The following is a 16379-nucleotide window of genomic DNA, read 5'->3' on the forward strand; positions in this document are numbered from 1 at the left end:
CGGCTCGTCCGGGAAGGGCGAGTGCCCCGCACTCACGCCGAAAGGACAGGTTCATGGTCGACAATCCGCGGGCTCGTAAGCTCGCCGACCGCATCAAGGTGATCGTCGCGCAGATGATCGACACGAAGATCAAGGACCCGCGGCTCGGCTTCGTCACGATCACGGACGTCCGCGTGACCGGGGACCTGCAGAATGCCTCGGTGTTCTACACGGTCTACGGTTCGGACGAGGAGCGTGACGGGACGGCGGCGGCGCTGAAGAGCGCCACGGGGCTGATCCGCTCGGAGGTGGGCAAGCAGACGGGTATCCGCCTGACGCCGACCCTCGAGTTCCACCTCGACTCCGTGCCGGACACGGCAGCCAACCTCGACGCCGCCCTGATCGAGGCGCGCAAGCGGGACGCCGAGCTCGCAGCCCTGCGCGCCGCCGGCGCCGGGTACGCGGGTGACGAGGACCCGTACAAGAAGCCGCGCGAGGACGACGCCGAGTCGGAGTGACCTTCGACTCGGTGCTCCGCGAGCGAAGCACGCCCTACGGGGACGACGGCGCCACCCGGCGCCCGGCAGGAACCTCGTGTTCCGGTCGGCCCGGGTGGCGTCGTCGTCTCCCGACAGGGAGGGTGCGCCGGGACACGCGATACTTGCTCCCATGATTTCCCCCACGCCGCAGGCCCCGGTGCGCCGCCCGACGGCCGCCGACGGATTCGTCGTCGTCGACAAGCCGCAGGGCTGGACCAGCCATGACGTCGTCGGACGCATGCGACGGCTCGCCGGTACCCGCAAGGTCGGCCACGCCGGGACGCTCGACCCCATGGCGACCGGCGTGCTCGTGGTGGGCATCGGCAAGGCGACCCGCCTGCTCACCTACGTGGTGGGCGCGGACAAGGACTACGACGCCACCATCCGGCTGGGGGTGGCGACCACCACGGACGACGCGGAGGGTGACGCCGTCGCGGTGGCCGGGGCCGACGCCGTCGAGCGGGTCGACCGGGCCGCGCTCGACGCGGCCGTGGCCGACCTGCGCGGAGACATCCAGCAGGTCCCCACGTCCGTCTCCGCGATCAAGGTGGACGGCAGGCGCGCGTACGCACTGGTGCGGGCGGGCGAGGAGGTCGCCCTCAAGGCCCGGCCCGTCACGGTGTCCCGGTTCGAGGTGCTGGACGTGCGTGCGGCCACGGCCGCCGTGCCCGACCTCGACCTCGCGGGCACGTACGTCGACGACCCGGTCGACCGGGAGCCGGCCGACGGGGATCCGGCCGACCGGGACCCCGACGCGGAGCCCGCCTCGGTCGCCGACGTGCCGACCAGGGAGGTCCCGGCGGTCGACGTCGACGTGCGCGTCACCGTCTCCTCCGGGACGTACGTGCGGGCCCTCGCGCGCGACCTGGGCGCGGCGCTCGGCACCGGCGGCCACCTGACGATGCTCCGCCGCACCCGTGTGGGCGGCTACGAGCTGGCGGGCGCCCGCACGCTGGAGGAGCTCGAGGCGCAGGCCGACGCCGACGGCACGCTGGCCACGCTCCCGATGGCCGACGCCGCCCGCGCCACGTTCCCGGTGCGCGAGCTCGACGAGGACGAGACCCGCGCGCTCGGCTACGGCCAGTGGGTGGGGCCGTCGGGGCGGGCCGAGGTGGTGGCGGCGCTGTCGCCGTCCGGCGCGCTCGTGGCGCTGCTGGAGGACACGCGGCGGCGGGGCGAGAGCCTCGCCAAACCGGTGCTGGTGCTCGCCCCGGCGCAGTGAGCCGGGCACACGAGGGCTGAAACACGCCGTAGGCTTTTGGGGATCGGTGCGGGCAGGTCGCGCGAGCGGCCCCGCACCAGCGCCACCCGATTCATGAGGAGCAACCCGCGTGCAGCTGTGGACGGACCTGGAACAGGTTCCCCCGGGATTCGGGCCATCAGTGGTGACGATCGGCAACTTCGACGGCGTCCACCGCGGCCACCAGGCGGTGCTCGACCGCATCCTCCGGCTCGCCAGGGGGGACGCGGCCAGCGCCGTCGCCGTGACGTTCTCGCCCCACCCGGCCGCCGTGCACCGGCCTGATTCGGCTCCTGAGCTGATCACCGGCCTGGAGGACCGGCTCGCGCTCATGGAGCGCACCGGCCTCGACGCGGCGCTCCTGGTGCACTACACGCTCGACTTCGCCGCGCAGACCCCTGAGGAGTTCGTGGCGCGCTACCTGGTGGACGGCCTGGGCGCCCGCACCGTGGTGGTCGGCCACGACGTGCGCTTCGGCAAGCAGAACGCCGGCACGCTCGCCACGATGGTCGAGCTCGGCGGTCAGCACGGGTTCGAGGTGGTCGCCATCGACGACGTCGGCGACTTTCTCCCGCCCGAGGGCGACGGGCACCAGCGGTGGTCGTCGACGGCGGTCCGCGCGCTGCTCGCGGAGGGCGACGTCGACCAGGCCGCCGACGTGCTCGGCCGCCCGCACCTCGTGCGCGGCACCGTGGTGCACGGCGACGCGCGGGGCCGCGAGCTCGGCTTCCCGACCGCCAACCTCGGCGACATCACCGGGCTCGTCCCCGCCGACGGCGTCTACGCCGGATGGCTGCGCCGCGGCACCGCGGCGACCTGCGCGAGCCTCTCCGGGCCCGAGGGGGACCGGAACGCCCTGTCCGGGACCGGCCAGGGGCAGGAGGAGATCCTGCCGGCAGCGATCTCCGTCGGCACCAACCCGACGTTCGACGGCGTCGAGCGGCGCGTGGAGGCGTACGTGCTGGACCGCACCGACCTCGACCTGTACGACCAGACGGTCGCGCTCGAGTTCGTGGCCCACCTGCGGCCCACGCTGCGGTTCGACGGCATCGAGCCGCTCGTCGCCCAGATGAACGACGACGTGGCCCGCGCCCGAAAGATCCTCCGCCCCTGAACGCCGCCGCCCACGACAAAGCTGGTCGGTCGGGAGAACCGGTGGTCCTTCGCGCGTTGAGGTGGGCATGACGTCCCTCCAACTGACCGACCTGCTCGTCGGGTACGGCGGCCACGCCGTCTGTCCGCCGGTCTCGCTGACCGTGGCCCCCGGCGACGTGGTCGCCGTGATCGGAACCAACGGCACCGGCAAGTCCACCCTGCTGCGTACCGTGCTCGGTCTGCAGGAGCCGCTGTCCGGCACGGTCAGCGCGTTCGGCCGCGCCGTGGACGAGCGTGAGCGGCACTTCAGGGCCAGGGTCGCGGGCGTGCTGGACGACGACGCGTTCTTTCCCGGGGTGACCGTCCGGGAGCACCTCGTGCTCACCGCGCGCGGCCACGGCGTGCCCGACGCGGGAAAGGTCACCGACCAGGTGCTCGACCACGTGGGCATCACCGGGCACGGCGGCGCCATGCCGCACACCCTGTCGTCCGGGCAGCGCCGCCGGTTCCTGCTGGCCAGCGCCCTGGTGCGCCCGCGGGAGCTGCTCGTCCTGGACGAGCCGGAGCAGCGCCTCGACACCGCGATGCGCGCCCGCCTCGCCGACCTGCTGCGTGCCGAGTCCGACGCCGGCACGGCCGTGCTGTTCGCCACGCACGACGACCGGCTCCTCGCCGGGACCGGCGCGCACGCCCTGCACCTGTCCGACGACGGCGCCACCCTGCTGCCGCCCGACGAGGCACCGGGCGTGCTGGCGGGCTTCCGGTGACGGGCGGGCGGACCACGGCCGATCCGGTGCTGCCGCGGCTCACCGGGGTCGAGGAGGAACGGCTCACCGGCGCCGAGCTGCGCCGCCTCACCGCGCGGGTGCGGGCGCACAACCTGCCGGCCGAGGCGGGCCGGGTGGCCATGGACGTCGGCGAGATCGTGGTCTCCCTCGCGATCGTCGGGCTGTACGTGTGGGGTTTCGGCGGCCCCGTCCGGGAGATGCTCGGGTCGGACGCGACCCGGTTCGGGCTGGGCCCCGGTCTGGTCCAGGCGCTGGTGCTCGCCCTCGCGGCGCTCGCCGGAACGCTGCTCGCCCTGCGGCTGGGCCCCGCCGGCCTGCCCGCCGCCGGGGTGCGCTGGTGGGTGCCCGCCCCGGCCGACCGGGCCGGGCTCACCTCACCGTCGGTCGTGCGGGCGCTGCTCGCCGGGACCGGCGCGGGCCTGCTCGTGGGCGGCCTGCCCGCGGCGTTCGTGGGCGTCGACCTCGCCGGGATCCTCGCCGACGCCGCGCTCGGCGGGGCGCTCGGCCTCCTCGTCGTCGCCGGGACCGGTGTGCTGCAGGTGACCGGGGCGGCGTCGGGCGACCTGCCCGGACGGGTCCTCAACGCCCTGCTCGCCGCCGTGCCGCTGGCCGGGCTCGGTCTGGCGCTCTGGTCACCCCAGTGGCCCGCCTGGGCGGTGCCGTGGCCCGTGCCCGCCGGACTGGTCCTGGTTTCCGGTGCCGCGCTCGCGTTCTGGGCCACCCGGCTGGACCGCCTGCGCGCCGGCGACCTGCGCGCCCGCGCGTCCGCGGCCATGCAGGTCTCGGCCGCCGTGCTCTCGCTCGACGGCGGCGGGATGAGCCGGGCGCTCGGTGCGGGCCGGTCGGCGTCCCGGGTGCTGCCCTGGATGCCTGGCACGGCGCGCGGCCCGAGCGGTGCCCTGCTCGCCGCGGACGCGACCCTGCTGGCCCGTTCGCCCTCCGCGCTCGCGGGGCTCGTCGCGCTCGCCGCGACAGGCGCCTTCGTGGTGCAGGTGCCGGTCCTGGCCGGCGGGATCGGGCTGTGGGCGGTGCTCGCCCTCGCCGGCTACGCCGGGGCGGTCGCCGGTGCGGTGGGTCCACGGTCCGCGGGGGAGAACCCGCGCCTGGACTCGCTCGTGCCGCTGGGCGCGCGGGCGACCAGGGCGGTCCGCACCACGTGGCCGGTGGTGACCGCCGCGGTCGTCGTGCTGGCCGTCGTGGCCGCGACAGGGGGCTGGCAGTGGCTCGCGCCGGCCCTTCCCGCCGCCGTCGTGCTCGGGGCTGCCGCCGTGCGCACCGCGTACCGCGGGCCGGTGCCGTGGGACGTCCCGATGATCGCCACCCCGGCGGGCGGCGTACCGACGGGGCTGGTGCTGCACCAGCTCAAGGGCCTGGACCTGGCGGTGCTCGGTACCCTCCCGCTCGCCTGGGCGGTGGTCTCGGGGTCGGTGACGCCGGGGCTGGTCGCGCTGCAGGCGGCGTTCGCCGTCGGCGCGGTGCTGTGGGCCGTGCACGTCAAGCGCACCGACTGAGGTGGTGCGGCTCACGCGGTCCGGCAGGCCGCCTGAACACTGGTAATGTTGTGTCTGCCGTCTGAACGGCCGCGGATCGAGAGCGCCCGGTGAACAAGTCCCGGAGCACCGCGCAACGACACTGAAGGAGAGCCATGCCGCTCGACACTGCCACGAAGCAGCAGATCATTTCCGAGTACGGAACCAAGCCGGGCGACTCGGGCTCGCCGGAGGTGCAGATCGCGCTCCTCACGCAGCGCATCAAGGACCTCACCGAGCACCTCAAGGAGCACAAGCACGACCACCACAGCCGTCGTGGTCTGCTGCTCCTCGTGGGCCAGCGCCGTCGTCTCCAGGGTTACCTCAAGGGGATCGACATCGAGCGCTACCGCGCCCTGGTCGACAAGCTCGGCCTGCGCCGCTGACATGACGCCCACCAGCCCGGCCCCCGCTGCGGGGGCCGGGCTGGTCTGGTGAGATGCTGTAGTACAAGAAGGCGCCGCCCGTGACCTCGTCCGGTCCTCGGTAGTGGCTTCCCGAACACCTCGCACGTGCGAGCGCCGGTTCGGTAGGCCTCGATCGATGACCGTCGGGCACGGGGGCGTTCCGAAGAGAACACCCGACAGAAGGAGGGCACCCGTGGAGGGTCCCGAGATCCAGTTCGCCGAAGCCGTCATCGACAACGGTCGCTTCGGCACCCGTACCGTCCGGTTCGAGACCGGACGCCTCGCCAAGCAGGCCGCCGGCGCAGTCGCCGCGTACCTCGACGGCGAGACCATGCTGCTGTCGACCACCGCGGCCGGCAAGCACCCCAAGGACCAGTTCGACTTCTTCCCCCTGACGGTGGACGTCGAGGAGCGGATGTACGCCGCTGGGCGCATCCCCGGCTCGTTCTTCCGCCGTGAGGGCCGTCCGTCGACCGACGCGATCCTGACCTGCCGCCTGACCGACCGCCCGCTGCGCCCCCTGTTCGTCAAGGGCCTGCGCAACGAGGTCCAGATCGTCATCACGGTCATGGCGCTGCACCCCGACGACGCGTACGACACCCTGGCGATCAACGCCGCGTCGGCGTCGACCCAGATCTCCGGCCTGCCGTTCGACGGCCCGGTCGGCGCGGTCCGCATCGCGCTGGTCGACGGCCAGTGGGTCGCGTTCCCCAAGTACTCCGACAAGGAGCGCGCGGTCTTCGACATGGTCGTGGCCGGCAGGAACGTGACGGCTGACGACGGCTCGACCGATGTGGCTATCGCCATGATCGAGGCCGAGGCCACCGACGACGCGTGGAACCTCATCAAGAACGAGGGCGTCGCGGCCCCGAACGAGACGGTCGTCGCCGAGGGCATCGAGGCGGCCAAGCCGTTCATCAAGGCCCTGTGCGACGCGCAGGCGCAGCTCGCCGCGCAGTCCGCCAAGGAGACGCAGGAGTTCCCGCTCTTCCCGGACTACCAGGACGACGCCTACGCGGCCGTCGAGGCCGCCGTCTCGGCGCCGACGCGCGAGGCGCTCACCATCGCGGACAAGCAGGAGCGCGAGAACACGCTGGACGGCATCAAGGCCGGCCTGCAGGAGCAGCTCGCCGGGCAGTTCGAGGGCCGCGAGAAGGAGCTGTCGGCGGCGTTCCGCTCGCTGCAGAAGCAGCTCGTCCGCCAGCGCGTGCTGACCGACGGCGTCCGCATCGACGGCCGTGGCCTCGCGGACATCCGCACCCTCTCGGCCGAGGTCGAGGTGCTGCCCCGCGTGCACGGCTCCGCGATCTTCGAGCGCGGCGAGACCCAGATCCTGGGTGTCACCACGCTGAACATGCTCCGCATGGAGCAGCAGATCGACTCGCTCGGTCCGGAGACGCGCAAGCGCTACATGCACAACTACAACTTCCCGCCGTACTCGACGGGTGAGACGGGCCGCGTGGGCAGCCCGAAGCGCCGCGAGATCGGCCACGGTGCGCTCGCCGAGCGTGCCCTGGTGCCGGTCCTGCCGAGCCGCGAGGAGTTCCCGTACGCGATCCGCCAGGTGTCCGAGGCTCTCGGCTCCAACGGTTCGACCTCCATGGGCTCCGTGTGCGCGAGCACGCTGTCGCTGCTCAACGCCGGTGTGCCGCTGCGTGCACCCGTCGCGGGCATCGCGATGGGCCTCGTGTCCGACACCGTGGACGGCGAGACCCGCTACGCCGCGATGACGGACATCCTGGGCGCCGAGGACGCGTTCGGCGACATGGACTTCAAGGTCGCCGGTACCAAGGAGTTCGTCACGGCCATCCAGCTCGACACCAAGCTCGACGGCATCCCCGCCTCGGTGCTGGGTGCGGCGCTCGGCCAGGCCCGTGACGCTCGCCTGACCATCCTCGAGGTGCTCGACGAGGCGATCGACACGCCCGACGAGATGTCCCCGAACGCCCCGCGCGTCATCACGGTGAAGGTCCCCACCGACAAGATCGGCGAGGTCATCGGCCCGAAGGGCAAGATGATCAACCAGATCCAGGAGGAGACGGGCGCGGACATCTCCATCGAGGACGACGGCACCGTGTACATCGGTGCCACCGACGGCCCGTCGGCCGAGGCCGCCCGCGCGGCGATCAACGCGATCGCCAACCCGCACGTCCCCGAGGTGGGCGAGCGGTTCGTCGGAACCGTCGTCAAGACGACGTCGTTCGGCGCCTTCATCTCGCTGTCCCCGGGCAAGGACGGTCTGCTGCACATCAGCCAGATCCGCAAGCTCGTGGGGGGCAAGCGCGTCGAGAACGTCGACGACGTGCTGTCCATCGGCCAGAAGGTCCAGGTCGAGATCGGCGAGATCGACCCGCGCGGCAAGCTGTCGCTGGTCGCCGTGACCGACGAGGACGAGGCGGCTCCGGCCGACGTCGCCGAGCCGGCCACCGAGGCCACCGCATCCGCGGACGCCTGACATGACGTGGCACCTGCCGCTCGTCCCCGCGGGCGAGCCCGGTGCCGAGCTGACCGCCGGGCAGGACGGCGCGACCATCCGTCGCTCCGTCCTGCCCGGCGGTGTCCGTGTACTCACCGAGCACATGCCGGGTCAGCGCTCGGCCACGGTGGGTGCGTGGATCGGCGTCGGCTCGCGGGACGAGACCGACGGCCACTTCGGCTCGACGCACTTCCTGGAGCACCTGCTCTTCAAGGGGACCACCCGGCGCTCCGCGATGGACATCGCCGAGGCGTTCGACGCCGTCGGCGGCGAGGCGAACGCGGCCACCGGGAAGGAGCACACCTGCTACTACGCGCGGGTGCTGGACTCCGACCTGCCGATGGCGGTCGACGTGATCTCCGACATGGTGACCTCGGCGCGCCTGGACACCGACGAGCTCGAGACCGAGCGCGGCGTCATCCTCGAAGAGCTCGCGATGAACGACGACGACCCGACCGACGTCGTGCACGAGCAGTTCTCCGCCGTCGTCCTGGGCGACCACGCGCTCGGCCGCCCCATCGGCGGCACGCCCGAGACGATCAACGCCGTCCCGCGGGACGCCGTCTGGGACCACTACCGCTGGAACTACCGGCCGGAGACCCTCGTGGTCACGGCCGCGGGCGGCATCGACCACGACAAGCTCGTGCAGCAGGTCACCCAGGTGCTGTCCGACGGCGGGTGGGAGCTCGACGCGGCGACCGCGCCGTGCGACCGCCGGGTCTCCACCGAGGACCGGACCGGCGTGCCGGAGTCGGGCGCGGAGCTGACCGTCACCCGCCAGGTCGAGCAGGCCAACATCATCGTGGGCTCCACCGGCATCGCGGCGACGGACGACCGGCGCTTCGCGCTGTCCGTGCTGAACGCGGTGCTGGGCGGCGGCATGTCGTCCCGGCTCTTCCAGGAGATCCGCGAGAAGCGCGGTCTGGCGTACTCGACGTACTCCTTCGCCTCGGCGCACGGCGGGCTCGGTACGTTCGGCCTGTACGCGGGCTGCGCGGCGAGCAAGGTGGACCAGGTGACCGACCTGCTCGTCGAGGAGCTGGAGAAGCTGGCGAACGACGGCATCACCGAGGCCGAGCTCAAGCGGTCCGTGGGGCAGCTCTCCGGCGGTACGGTGCTCGGGCTGGAGGATTCCGGCGCGCGGATGAGCCGCCTGGGCAAGGCCGAGCTCGTGTACGGCGACCTCATGTCGCTGGAGGAGTCGCTCGAGCGCATCCAGTCGGTGACGGCGGCGGACGTCCGGTCCCTGGCCGAAGACCTGGCGGCCCGCCCGAGGTCGATCATCCGAGTGGGCCCGTTCGACAACTGACCTTCGTTGAGTGCCGGATGTTCGCCCGTCCAGGGCCGCTGGAAGGGCGAATATCCAGCACTCAACGACGAAGCAAGGGTGGTAGATCGTGAGTGACATCAAGGTGGCTGTGGTCGGCGCCGGCGGACGCATGGGTTCGCAGGCCTGCGCCGCCGTGGAGGCGGCGGACGGCCTGGAGCTGGTCGCGCGGCTGGACCAGGCGGACACCATCTCCCGCGAGACCCTCGCCGGGGCGGACGTCGCGGTGGACTTCACCGTCCCCGCCGTGACGGAGGCCAACGTGCACGCCGTGCTCGACGCGGGCGCGCACGTCGTGGTGGGCACCACCGGCTGGGACGACGACTCGCGCGCCCGCGTCGCGGCGCACCTCGCCGAGCTCTCGCCGCGGGGAACGGGCGGCAGCGGGGCACTGGGCGTGCTCATCGCGCCGAACTTCGGGCTGTCGGCGGTGCTGGCGATGACCTTCGCCGCCAAGGCCGCGCGCTACTTCGAGTCGGCCGAGGTCGTCGAGCTGCACCACCCGAACAAGGTGGACGCGCCGTCGGGCACCGCGCGGCACACCGCGGCGGCCATCGCCACGGCGCGCGCGGAGGCGGGCCTCGGACCGTCGCCCGACGCGACCGAGGACGGCTGGGAGGCCCGCGGCGCCGACGTCGACGGGGTGCGCGTGCACGCCGTGCGGCTGCGCGGGCTCGTGGCGCACGAGGAGATCCTCTTCGGCAACGAGGGCGAGCAGCTCATCATCCGGCAGGACTCGTTCGACCGGGCCTCGTTCATGCCCGGCGTGCTGCTCGCGATCCGGTCGGTGGTCTCGCGGCCAGGGCTGACCGTGGGCCTCGAGCACGTGCTGGACCTGTCGTGAGCGAGTCCCCGGGCGAGCGGCCTGGCGCGCGTCCGACGTCGGGCCGCAAGCTGCCCAAGGGCCTGGCCGGCACGTTGGCCGTGACCGCCCTGCTCGCGCTGTACGTGTGGCAGATCGCGGGCCGCGGCATCGCCATGGTGCGCACCGGCGAGTCGGTGCTGATCGCCATCGGGCTGGCCGTGCTGATCATCCCGCTGCTGGTCATCGGTCTCATCGTGCGCGAGTACCGGCTGGCCGCGACGGTCCAGACCATGGCGGACACACTGTTCGCGGAGGGCGACCTCCCCGTGGACGACCTGCCTCGGTCGCCCGGCGGCCGCATCGAACGGGCGGCGGCCGACGAAGCGTTCGAGCCGCACCGGGCGGCGGTCGAGGCCGCCCCCGAGGACTGGCGTGCCTGGTACCACCTGGCCTTCGCCTACGACGCGGCGGGCGACCGCCGTCGGGCGCGGGAGTCGCTGCGCAAGGCCGCCGGGTTCTACCGCGCCAAGCCTGCGCCCGCGGGCCCGGGAGGCTAGCGGGCGCCGTAGCGCGCGACCATCGTGGCGACCGCGTCGTCGACGGCGCGGGCCGTCTCGGCGTCGGTGGGGTTCCAGCCGACCACGGTCAGGCGGGGCCAGAACGTGAAGTTCGAGATCATCCCCAAGAACTGGGTGGTGGCCGCCACCGGGTCCTCGACGCGTGCGGCTCCGGCGTCGTGCTCGGCGGCGAGATACCGTCGAACCGAGTCGAAGAACGGCATCTTGCCGATGTGGAAGTGGGTCTCGGCGAGGGCCGGGAAGCGCGGCATCTCGGCGATGACGATGCGGTACAGGCCCACCATCTCGGGCCGGGACATCAGGGCGGCGTACCGGCGCCCGTACTCGGCCAGCCCACCGGCGAGGTCGCCGGACGCCGGCTCGGGGCGCTCGTCGCCGTCCGGGTTCCAGTGCTCCTCGACCATCGACTCGAACAGGCGCGCCTTGGTGGGGAACTGCTTGAACAGCGTGGCCCTGGAGACCTCCGCGGCCTCGGCCACCCGGGCCAGCGACGTGCCCGCGTAGCCGTTGTCCAGGAACAGGCTGGTGGCGGCGGCGATGATCGCCGCGCGCTTCTGCTCCGCGAGCTGCTGGTGGTACGTCCCGGTGCCGGTCGCCATGGGTCCATCATGCCTCAGGCTGTGAGGTGAGTCGCTTGACTCACCTCTAAGGCTGCGCCTATTCTGCAGAAGAGGTGAGTCAGTCGACTCACAACTAGCGAGGGTCGACCCCGTGCAGCGATTCGAGAACAAGACGGTCATCGTCACCGGCGCCGGTGGCGGCATGGGCGTCAGCCACGTGCGCGCCTTCCACGCGGAGGGCGCCGGCGTGGTGATCGCCGACCGCGACGCCGAGCGGGGCGCTGCGCTCGCCGCAGAGCTGGGGGAGCGGGCCGTGCACGTAGGGCTGGACGTCACCAGCGAGACGCAGTGGGCGGCCGCCGTCGCGACCGCCGAGGAACGGTTCGGGCCCGTGTCCGTGCTGGTGAACAACGCGGGGACGCAGCAGCCTGCGGCGCTGATCGAGCACCTGGACGCCGAGACGTTCCGGCGCACGCTCGAGGTCAACGTGACCGGTCAGTTCCTGGGCATCCGTGCGGTCACGCCGTCCATGCGGCGCGGCGGCGGGGGCTCCGTCGTCAACATCTCCTCGACCATGGGCAACGTCGGCACGGCTCACTACGCCGCCTACACGGCCAGCAAGTGGGCCGTGCGGGGCCTGACCCGGTCGGCCGCGCTGGAGCTGGGCCGAGACGGGATCCGGGTCAACTCGGTGCATCCCGGAGTGGTCTCCACACCGCTGATCACCACCCCGGTCGCCGAGGGCGAGCGTCCCGTCGCAGACCTCTACTCGCCCGAGCCGTTCGCCGTGCCGCGGCTGGGGGAGCCGACCGAGCTCTCCCGGCTCGTGCTCTTCCTGACCTCGGCGGACGCCGTGTTCGCCACGGGTTCGGAGTTCGTGCTCGACGGCGGCCTGCTGCTCGGGCCGGCGCTGCGCTACGAGACCGAGACCGAGGCGGAGACCGATGCTGCGAACGAGACCGAGGCCGCGTGATGGACGACGCCGTACGGCGGGCCGTCGAGATCACTCCCGCCGCCTCGACCTGGCAGCGGATCATCGATATCACCACGACGGGCCGGCGTACCGGCCTGCCCCGTCGGATCGAGATCTTCTTCTACCACGTGGCCGGACGCACCTACCTGTGCAGCGGCACGGTCCACCGGCCGAGCTGGTACGTCAACCTGGTGGCCGAGCCGGCCCTCACCTTCCATCTCAAGCACGGCGTGCGGGCGGACCTGCGTGCCACGGCACGGCCGGTCACAGATGAGCCGGAGCGCCGCGCGGTGCTGTCCGAGATCGTCGCCGACCTCAACCAGCCGGCCAACCCGGGGCACCTGGCCCAGCCGGTCGACCTCGAGGACTGGATGCGCCGCAGCCGACTGGTCGAGGTCACGTTCCTGGACTGACCGCCGCCGCCACGGCCAGGGATCGTTCGCGTGCGACCGGCCTCAGAGCGCCCGCAGGCGGTCCAGCAGCGGCCCGGCGGCCTCCGCGAGGAACCGGTCCTGGTTGTGGTCGCCCACCTGCACGATCGAGAGGTCGGTGAACCCGGCCTCGAGGAACGGCCGGGCGCTCTCGGCCAGCTTGTCCAGGTCGGGCCCGCACGCGATCGACGACGCCACGTCCTCCGGCCGCACGAACTGCGTGGCCCCCATGAACCCGGCGGGCGTCGGCAGGTCCGCGTTCACGGACCACCCGCCGCCGAACCAGCGGAACTCGGCGTGCGCGCGCTCGACCGCCTTCTGCTCGTCCGGGTCCCAGCACACCGGCAGCTGCCCGAACACGCGCGAGCTGCCCGGATGCTTGTCGGTCCAGCCCTTGACCACGTCGGCGTCCGGCGTCGCCTGGACCAGGTGGTCCCCGAGCGGCGCGAACCGCTCGACGCCGTGCTCGCCGGACACCGCGATACCGAGCTGTACCCCGGCGTCCGGCACGTCCCAGAGCCGCGCCGAGTCCACGCGGAAGTGCTGACCCTCCCACGTGACGAGCTCGCCCGTGAGAAGCTCCCGGATGATGTGGACCGCCTCCTCGAGGAGGTCGTGCCGCACCGCGATGCTCGGCCAGCCGTCGCCGATCACGTGCTCGTTGAGGTTCTCGCCGGAACCGAGCCCGAGCACGAAGCGGCCCCCGGCCAGGAGCTGGAGCGTCGCCGCCTGCTGGGCCACCACGGCCGGGTGGTACCGCATCGTGGGGCAGGTCACGAAGGTCATCAGCTCGACCCGGTCCGTCGCCTGGGCCACGGATCCCAGGAGCACCCACGCGTTGGGGGCGTGCCCCTGCTCCGGGAGCCAGGGGGAGTAGTGGTCGCTGGAGAGCTCGAAGTCGAAGCCGGCCTCCTCGGCGGCGACCGCGTACCGCAGCAGCTCGCGCGGTCCGCTCTGCTCGGTCATGAGGGTGTACCCGATGCGCATGAGGGCTCCTTCCCGCTTGCCTCCCTCGACGATAGGCAGCCTGATACCCGCTCGCCCCTCGGCCACGGCGCTCTCCGTCACGGCGCTCTCGGCCACGGCCGCACCCGGAGTGCGAGAACCGCTGATCCGCGCGAGCATTCGACGGTGACCAACCGCCCGTGCCGTCTGCCGGTCCGGCGACGCGTCCTGAGCGCGTTGGCCGTGGCCGTCTGCTGTGCGCTCACGGCGTGCGCGCCCGCGGCCACGCGGTCGGACGACGCCAACATCCTGGCGAGCGTGTCCGACCACCTCGACGAGTCGAGCTCGGCCGTGGCCACGGCGCGGCTCGCCGTCCGGGCCAGGGCCGACGGCCGCCTCCCGGCCGTCACGGCGGACGTCGCGGTCGGGGACGCGGCCGAGACCGCCACCGGGGCCGTGCACGGCATCGGCACGGTGGTGGTCTCCGGGGCGGACGCCGAGCGGGTGCGGGACGACGCGCTCGCCGCCGCCTCCGGCGCTGTCCGACCGGTCGCGGCGGCCCGGACCTGGCTGGGCGGGCCGGCGTCGTCGGCCGACGACGTGCTGCGCGCCCTGGACGACGCCGCCGGCGCGCTCGACGACGCGAACGGCGCGGTCCAGCACGCCCAGCGGACGGCGCCGTGAAGAGCCGCCTCCTGACGGTGGCACTCGGGGTGCTCACCGCCATCGGCGGGTTCCTCGACGCCGGTGACCTGGTCACCAACGCCGTCGTGGGCTCACGGTTCGGGCTGTCGCTGGCGTGGGTCGTCGCGGTGGGCGTGCTGGGCATCTGCGTGTTCGCGCACATGTCCGGCAAGGTGGCCGCCGTGTCGGGCCGGGCGACGTTCGAGGTCATCCGGGAGCGGCTCGGGCCACGCACCGCCGGGCTGAACCTGGTGGCCAGCCTCGCGGTCACGGTGCTGACGCTCGTGGCGGAGGTCGGCGGCATCGCGCTCGCTCTCCAGCTGGCGAGCAGCGTGGACCACCGGCTCTGGGTTCCCGTGGCCGCCCTGGCGGTGTGGCTGGTCCTCTGGCGCGTGAAGTTCAACCTCATGGAGAACGTCACCGGCCTGCTCGGGGTGACGCTCGTCGGGTTCGCGGTAGCGGTGTTCCTGCTGGGTCCCGACTGGGGCGAGCTCGGCGCGCAGCTCGTGCCCCAGGTGCCCGCGACGGAGAGCGCGCCCGTGTACTGGTACTTCGCCGTGGCGCTGTTCGGCGCGGCGATGACGCCGTACGAGGTCTTCTTCTTCTCGTCCGGCGGCGTCGAGGACCGCTGGACGGTGCGCGACCTGGCGACCTCGCGCCTGAACGTCATCATCGGGTTCCCGCTCGGCGGACTGCTGTCCGTCGCCATCGCCGCGTGCGCCGCCGTGGTGCTGCTGCCGGCCGGGATCCGGGTGGACTCGATGTCCCAGCTCACGCTCCCGGTCGCGCAGGCGGGCGGGCCGCTGCTGGTCGCTGTGGTGATCGTCGGACTGGTGGCCGCCACGTTCGGCGCAGCCCTGGAGACCGCGCTGTCCACGGGATACACGCTCTCGCAGTACCTGGGCTGGTCGTGGGGCAAGTTCCGGCGCCCCGCGCAGGCGGCGCGGTTCCACCTGGCCATGATCGTGGCGCTGGTGGTCGCCGTCGGCGTCCTGATGACCAACGTGGACCCGATCGCGCTGACCGAGTACTCGGTGGTCTTCTCGGCGGTGGCGCTGCCACTGACGTACCTGCCGATCCTGGTGGTCGCCAACGACCCGGAGTACATGGGCGAGCACGTCAACGGGCGAGTGCTCAACGTGCTCGGCACGGTGTACCTGGTGGTCCTCGTCGTGGCCGCGCTGGCCGCGATACCCCTCATGATCGCGACGGAGGCGGGCGGATGAGACGTACCGGGACCGGCCCGCGCGACCTGTCGCGCCAGCCGGAGCCGCAGCAGGCCGGGCGGGTCCTGGACGCGCGTCTGCACCTGCTGGACCGTCAGGTGCTCGACGTCGACGACGTGCCGGTGTGCACGCTCGACGACCTCGAGCTCGAGATCGTCGACGGCGAGCCGCCCGAGGACGGACGGATCGACGGCAGCGTCCCGGTCGTGATCTCGGCGCTGCTCACCGGTCCGGTGCTCGGCACCAGGGTGTTCGGGGGCCGGCCGCCCACCTCCCGCTGGTACCGCCTGCCGTGGGCCCACGTGTCGGAGGTGGGCACGGTGGCGCGTCTGGGGGTCAGGGGTACCGGTCTCGACGCGACCTGGCTCGAGCGCTGGACCCGCGACCACATCGTCGGGCGCATCCCGGGCGGGACGCACGACCCGGAGGGCTCAGGATGATCGCCTCGGACCTGCTCGACGTCCCGGTGCACGACGACGCCGGGGCGCACCTCGGCTGGGTGGTGGACCTGCGCTTCGTGCTCGACGGGCCGCCCAGCACCTACCTGGCCCGCGCGCGGCTCCACGGCCTCGTGGTGTCCCCGCGCACCAGGACGTCGTTCCTGGGCTTCGAACGCTCGCGTGTGCGCCATCCGTGGCCGGTTGCCCCGCTGCTGCGGTGGCTGCACCGGGGTGCGTTCCTCGTGCACTGGCCCGACGTCGCGCGGGTACCTGACCCGGACGACGACGGCCCGCACCGCGACGCCGTCGTCCTGCTGCGTGCCGGGTACGGGCGGTACGAGCCAGGGCTCTGAACCG

At 72.9% G+C, this 16379-nt stretch carries 18 protein-coding genes; 16 read left to right on the plus strand and 2 right to left on the minus strand.

Features of this window, described 5'->3' with window-relative positions; translation table 11 throughout:
• Nucleotides 1-53 precede the first annotated feature (53 nt).
• The 10 genes from rbfA (at nt 54) to ACYVK7_RS23230 (ending at nt 10742) form a co-directional block, all read left to right on the plus strand.
• A complete protein-coding gene (rbfA, locus tag ACYVK7_RS23185; protein WP_460890087.1) occupies nt 54-497 on the plus strand; it encodes a 30S ribosome-binding factor RbfA in 444 nt (147 codons plus the stop codon).
• Between the two features lie 151 nt (nt 498-648).
• Entirely contained in the window at nt 649-1740 is a 1092-nt protein-coding gene (truB, locus tag ACYVK7_RS23190) for a tRNA pseudouridine(55) synthase TruB (RefSeq protein WP_460890088.1), read from the plus strand.
• Nucleotides 1741-1849: 109 nt separating this feature from the next.
• Nucleotides 1850-2872 carry a bifunctional riboflavin kinase/FAD synthetase gene (locus ACYVK7_RS23195; protein WP_460890089.1) on the plus strand — a complete coding sequence of 341 codons (1023 nt, stop codon included), beginning with the start codon at nt 1850-1852 and terminating at the stop codon, nt 2870-2872.
• Between the two features lie 67 nt (nt 2873-2939).
• Entirely contained in the window at nt 2940-3620 is a 681-nt protein-coding gene (locus tag ACYVK7_RS23200) for an ABC transporter ATP-binding protein (protein WP_460890090.1), read from the plus strand.
• Complete coding sequence (locus ACYVK7_RS23205) at nt 3617-5152, plus strand: DUF6297 family protein (protein ID WP_460890091.1); 1536 nt, start codon at nt 3617-3619, stop codon at nt 5150-5152. The genes ACYVK7_RS23200 and ACYVK7_RS23205 overlap by 4 nt, the downstream gene beginning before the upstream one ends.
• 134 nt (nt 5153-5286) lie before the next feature.
• On the plus strand, nt 5287-5556 hold the full coding sequence (gene rpsO, locus ACYVK7_RS23210; protein WP_020016810.1) for a 30S ribosomal protein S15: 270 nt from the start codon (nt 5287-5289) through the stop codon (nt 5554-5556).
• A 214-nt stretch (nt 5557-5770) separates the two neighbouring features.
• Nucleotides 5771-8032 carry a polyribonucleotide nucleotidyltransferase gene (locus ACYVK7_RS23215; protein WP_460890092.1) on the plus strand — a complete coding sequence of 754 codons (2262 nt, stop codon included), beginning with the start codon at nt 5771-5773 and terminating at the stop codon, nt 8030-8032.
• Between the two features lies 1 nt (nt 8033).
• On the plus strand, nt 8034-9362 hold the full coding sequence (locus ACYVK7_RS23220) for a M16 family metallopeptidase (RefSeq protein ID WP_460890093.1): 1329 nt from the start codon (nt 8034-8036) through the stop codon (nt 9360-9362).
• Nucleotides 9363-9450: 88 nt separating this feature from the next.
• The gene (dapB, locus tag ACYVK7_RS23225) at nt 9451-10224 is read left to right on the plus strand and encodes a 4-hydroxy-tetrahydrodipicolinate reductase (RefSeq protein ID WP_460890094.1); all 774 of its coding nucleotides are present in this window, start codon (nt 9451-9453) and stop codon (nt 10222-10224) included.
• A complete protein-coding gene (locus ACYVK7_RS23230) occupies nt 10221-10742 on the plus strand; it encodes a hypothetical protein (protein ID WP_460890095.1) in 522 nt (173 codons plus the stop codon). Before dapB ends, ACYVK7_RS23230 begins: the two co-directional genes overlap by 4 nt.
• Here ACYVK7_RS23230 and ACYVK7_RS23235 read toward each other — a convergent pair.
• A complete protein-coding gene (locus ACYVK7_RS23235) occupies nt 10739-11362 on the minus strand; it encodes a TetR/AcrR family transcriptional regulator (protein ID WP_460890096.1) in 624 nt (207 codons plus the stop codon). The genes ACYVK7_RS23230 and ACYVK7_RS23235 overlap by 4 nt on opposite strands.
• A 112-nt stretch (nt 11363-11474) precedes the next feature.
• Here ACYVK7_RS23235 and ACYVK7_RS23240 point away from each other — a divergent pair, with 112 nt between their 5' ends.
• On the plus strand, nt 11475-12296 hold the full coding sequence (locus tag ACYVK7_RS23240; protein WP_460890097.1) for a glucose 1-dehydrogenase: 822 nt from the start codon (nt 11475-11477) through the stop codon (nt 12294-12296).
• A complete protein-coding gene (locus ACYVK7_RS23245) occupies nt 12296-12709 on the plus strand; it encodes a nitroreductase/quinone reductase family protein (RefSeq protein WP_460890098.1) in 414 nt (137 codons plus the stop codon). The genes ACYVK7_RS23240 and ACYVK7_RS23245 overlap by 1 nt, the downstream gene beginning before the upstream one ends.
• A 42-nt stretch (nt 12710-12751) precedes the next feature.
• On the opposite strand, the gene ACYVK7_RS23250 is transcribed toward ACYVK7_RS23245, so the two are convergent.
• Nucleotides 12752-13714, minus strand: a complete 963-nt coding sequence (locus ACYVK7_RS23250) for a TIGR03557 family F420-dependent LLM class oxidoreductase (RefSeq protein WP_460890099.1) — start codon at nt 13712-13714, stop codon at nt 12752-12754.
• Nucleotides 13715-13858: 144 nt separating this feature from the next.
• Here ACYVK7_RS23250 and ACYVK7_RS23255 point away from each other — a divergent pair, with 144 nt between their 5' ends.
• The 4 genes from ACYVK7_RS23255 to ACYVK7_RS23270 are packed head-to-tail and all read left to right on the plus strand — an operon-like array spanning nt 13859 to nt 16375.
• Nucleotides 13859-14356, plus strand: a complete 498-nt coding sequence (locus tag ACYVK7_RS23255) for a hypothetical protein (protein WP_460890100.1) — start codon at nt 13859-13861, stop codon at nt 14354-14356.
• Nucleotides 14353-15582 (plus strand): Nramp family divalent metal transporter, encoded by a 1230-nt coding sequence (locus ACYVK7_RS23260; RefSeq protein ID WP_460890101.1) that lies wholly within the window; start codon nt 14353-14355, stop codon nt 15580-15582. Before ACYVK7_RS23255 ends, ACYVK7_RS23260 begins: the two co-directional genes overlap by 4 nt.
• Nucleotides 15579-16022, plus strand: a complete 444-nt coding sequence (locus ACYVK7_RS23265; protein WP_460890102.1) for a hypothetical protein — start codon at nt 15579-15581, stop codon at nt 16020-16022. The genes ACYVK7_RS23260 and ACYVK7_RS23265 overlap by 4 nt, the downstream gene beginning before the upstream one ends.
• Complete coding sequence (locus ACYVK7_RS23270; RefSeq protein WP_460890103.1) at nt 16019-16375, plus strand: PRC-barrel domain-containing protein; 357 nt, start codon at nt 16019-16021, stop codon at nt 16373-16375. The genes ACYVK7_RS23265 and ACYVK7_RS23270 overlap by 4 nt, the downstream gene beginning before the upstream one ends.
• Nucleotides 16376-16379: the final 4 nt, after the last annotated feature.

This window comes from Promicromonospora xylanilytica, assembly GCF_054782895.1.

Coding starts and splice junctions, on each gene's coding strand:
- rbfA (WP_460890087.1), top strand. CDS start 54: ATGGTCGACAATCCGCGGGCTCGTAAGCTCGCCGACCGCATCAAGGTG.
- truB (WP_460890088.1), top strand. CDS start 649: ATGATTTCCCCCACGCCGCAGGCCCCGGTGCGCCGCCCGACGGCCGCC.
- ACYVK7_RS23200 (WP_460890090.1), top strand. CDS start 2,940: ATGACGTCCCTCCAACTGACCGACCTGCTCGTCGGGTACGGCGGCCAC.
- rpsO (WP_020016810.1), top strand. CDS start 5,287: ATGCCGCTCGACACTGCCACGAAGCAGCAGATCATTTCCGAGTACGGA.
- ACYVK7_RS23220 (WP_460890093.1), top strand. CDS start 8,034: ATGACGTGGCACCTGCCGCTCGTCCCCGCGGGCGAGCCCGGTGCCGAG.
- ACYVK7_RS23235 (WP_460890096.1), bottom strand. CDS start 11,362: ATGGCGACCGGCACCGGGACGTACCACCAGCAGCTCGCGGAGCAGAAG.
- ACYVK7_RS23245 (WP_460890098.1), top strand. CDS start 12,296: ATGGACGACGCCGTACGGCGGGCCGTCGAGATCACTCCCGCCGCCTCG.
- ACYVK7_RS23250 (WP_460890099.1), bottom strand. CDS start 13,714: ATGCGCATCGGGTACACCCTCATGACCGAGCAGAGCGGACCGCGCGAG.
- ACYVK7_RS23265 (WP_460890102.1), top strand. CDS start 15,579: ATGAGACGTACCGGGACCGGCCCGCGCGACCTGTCGCGCCAGCCGGAG.
- ACYVK7_RS23270 (WP_460890103.1), top strand. CDS start 16,019: ATGATCGCCTCGGACCTGCTCGACGTCCCGGTGCACGACGACGCCGGG.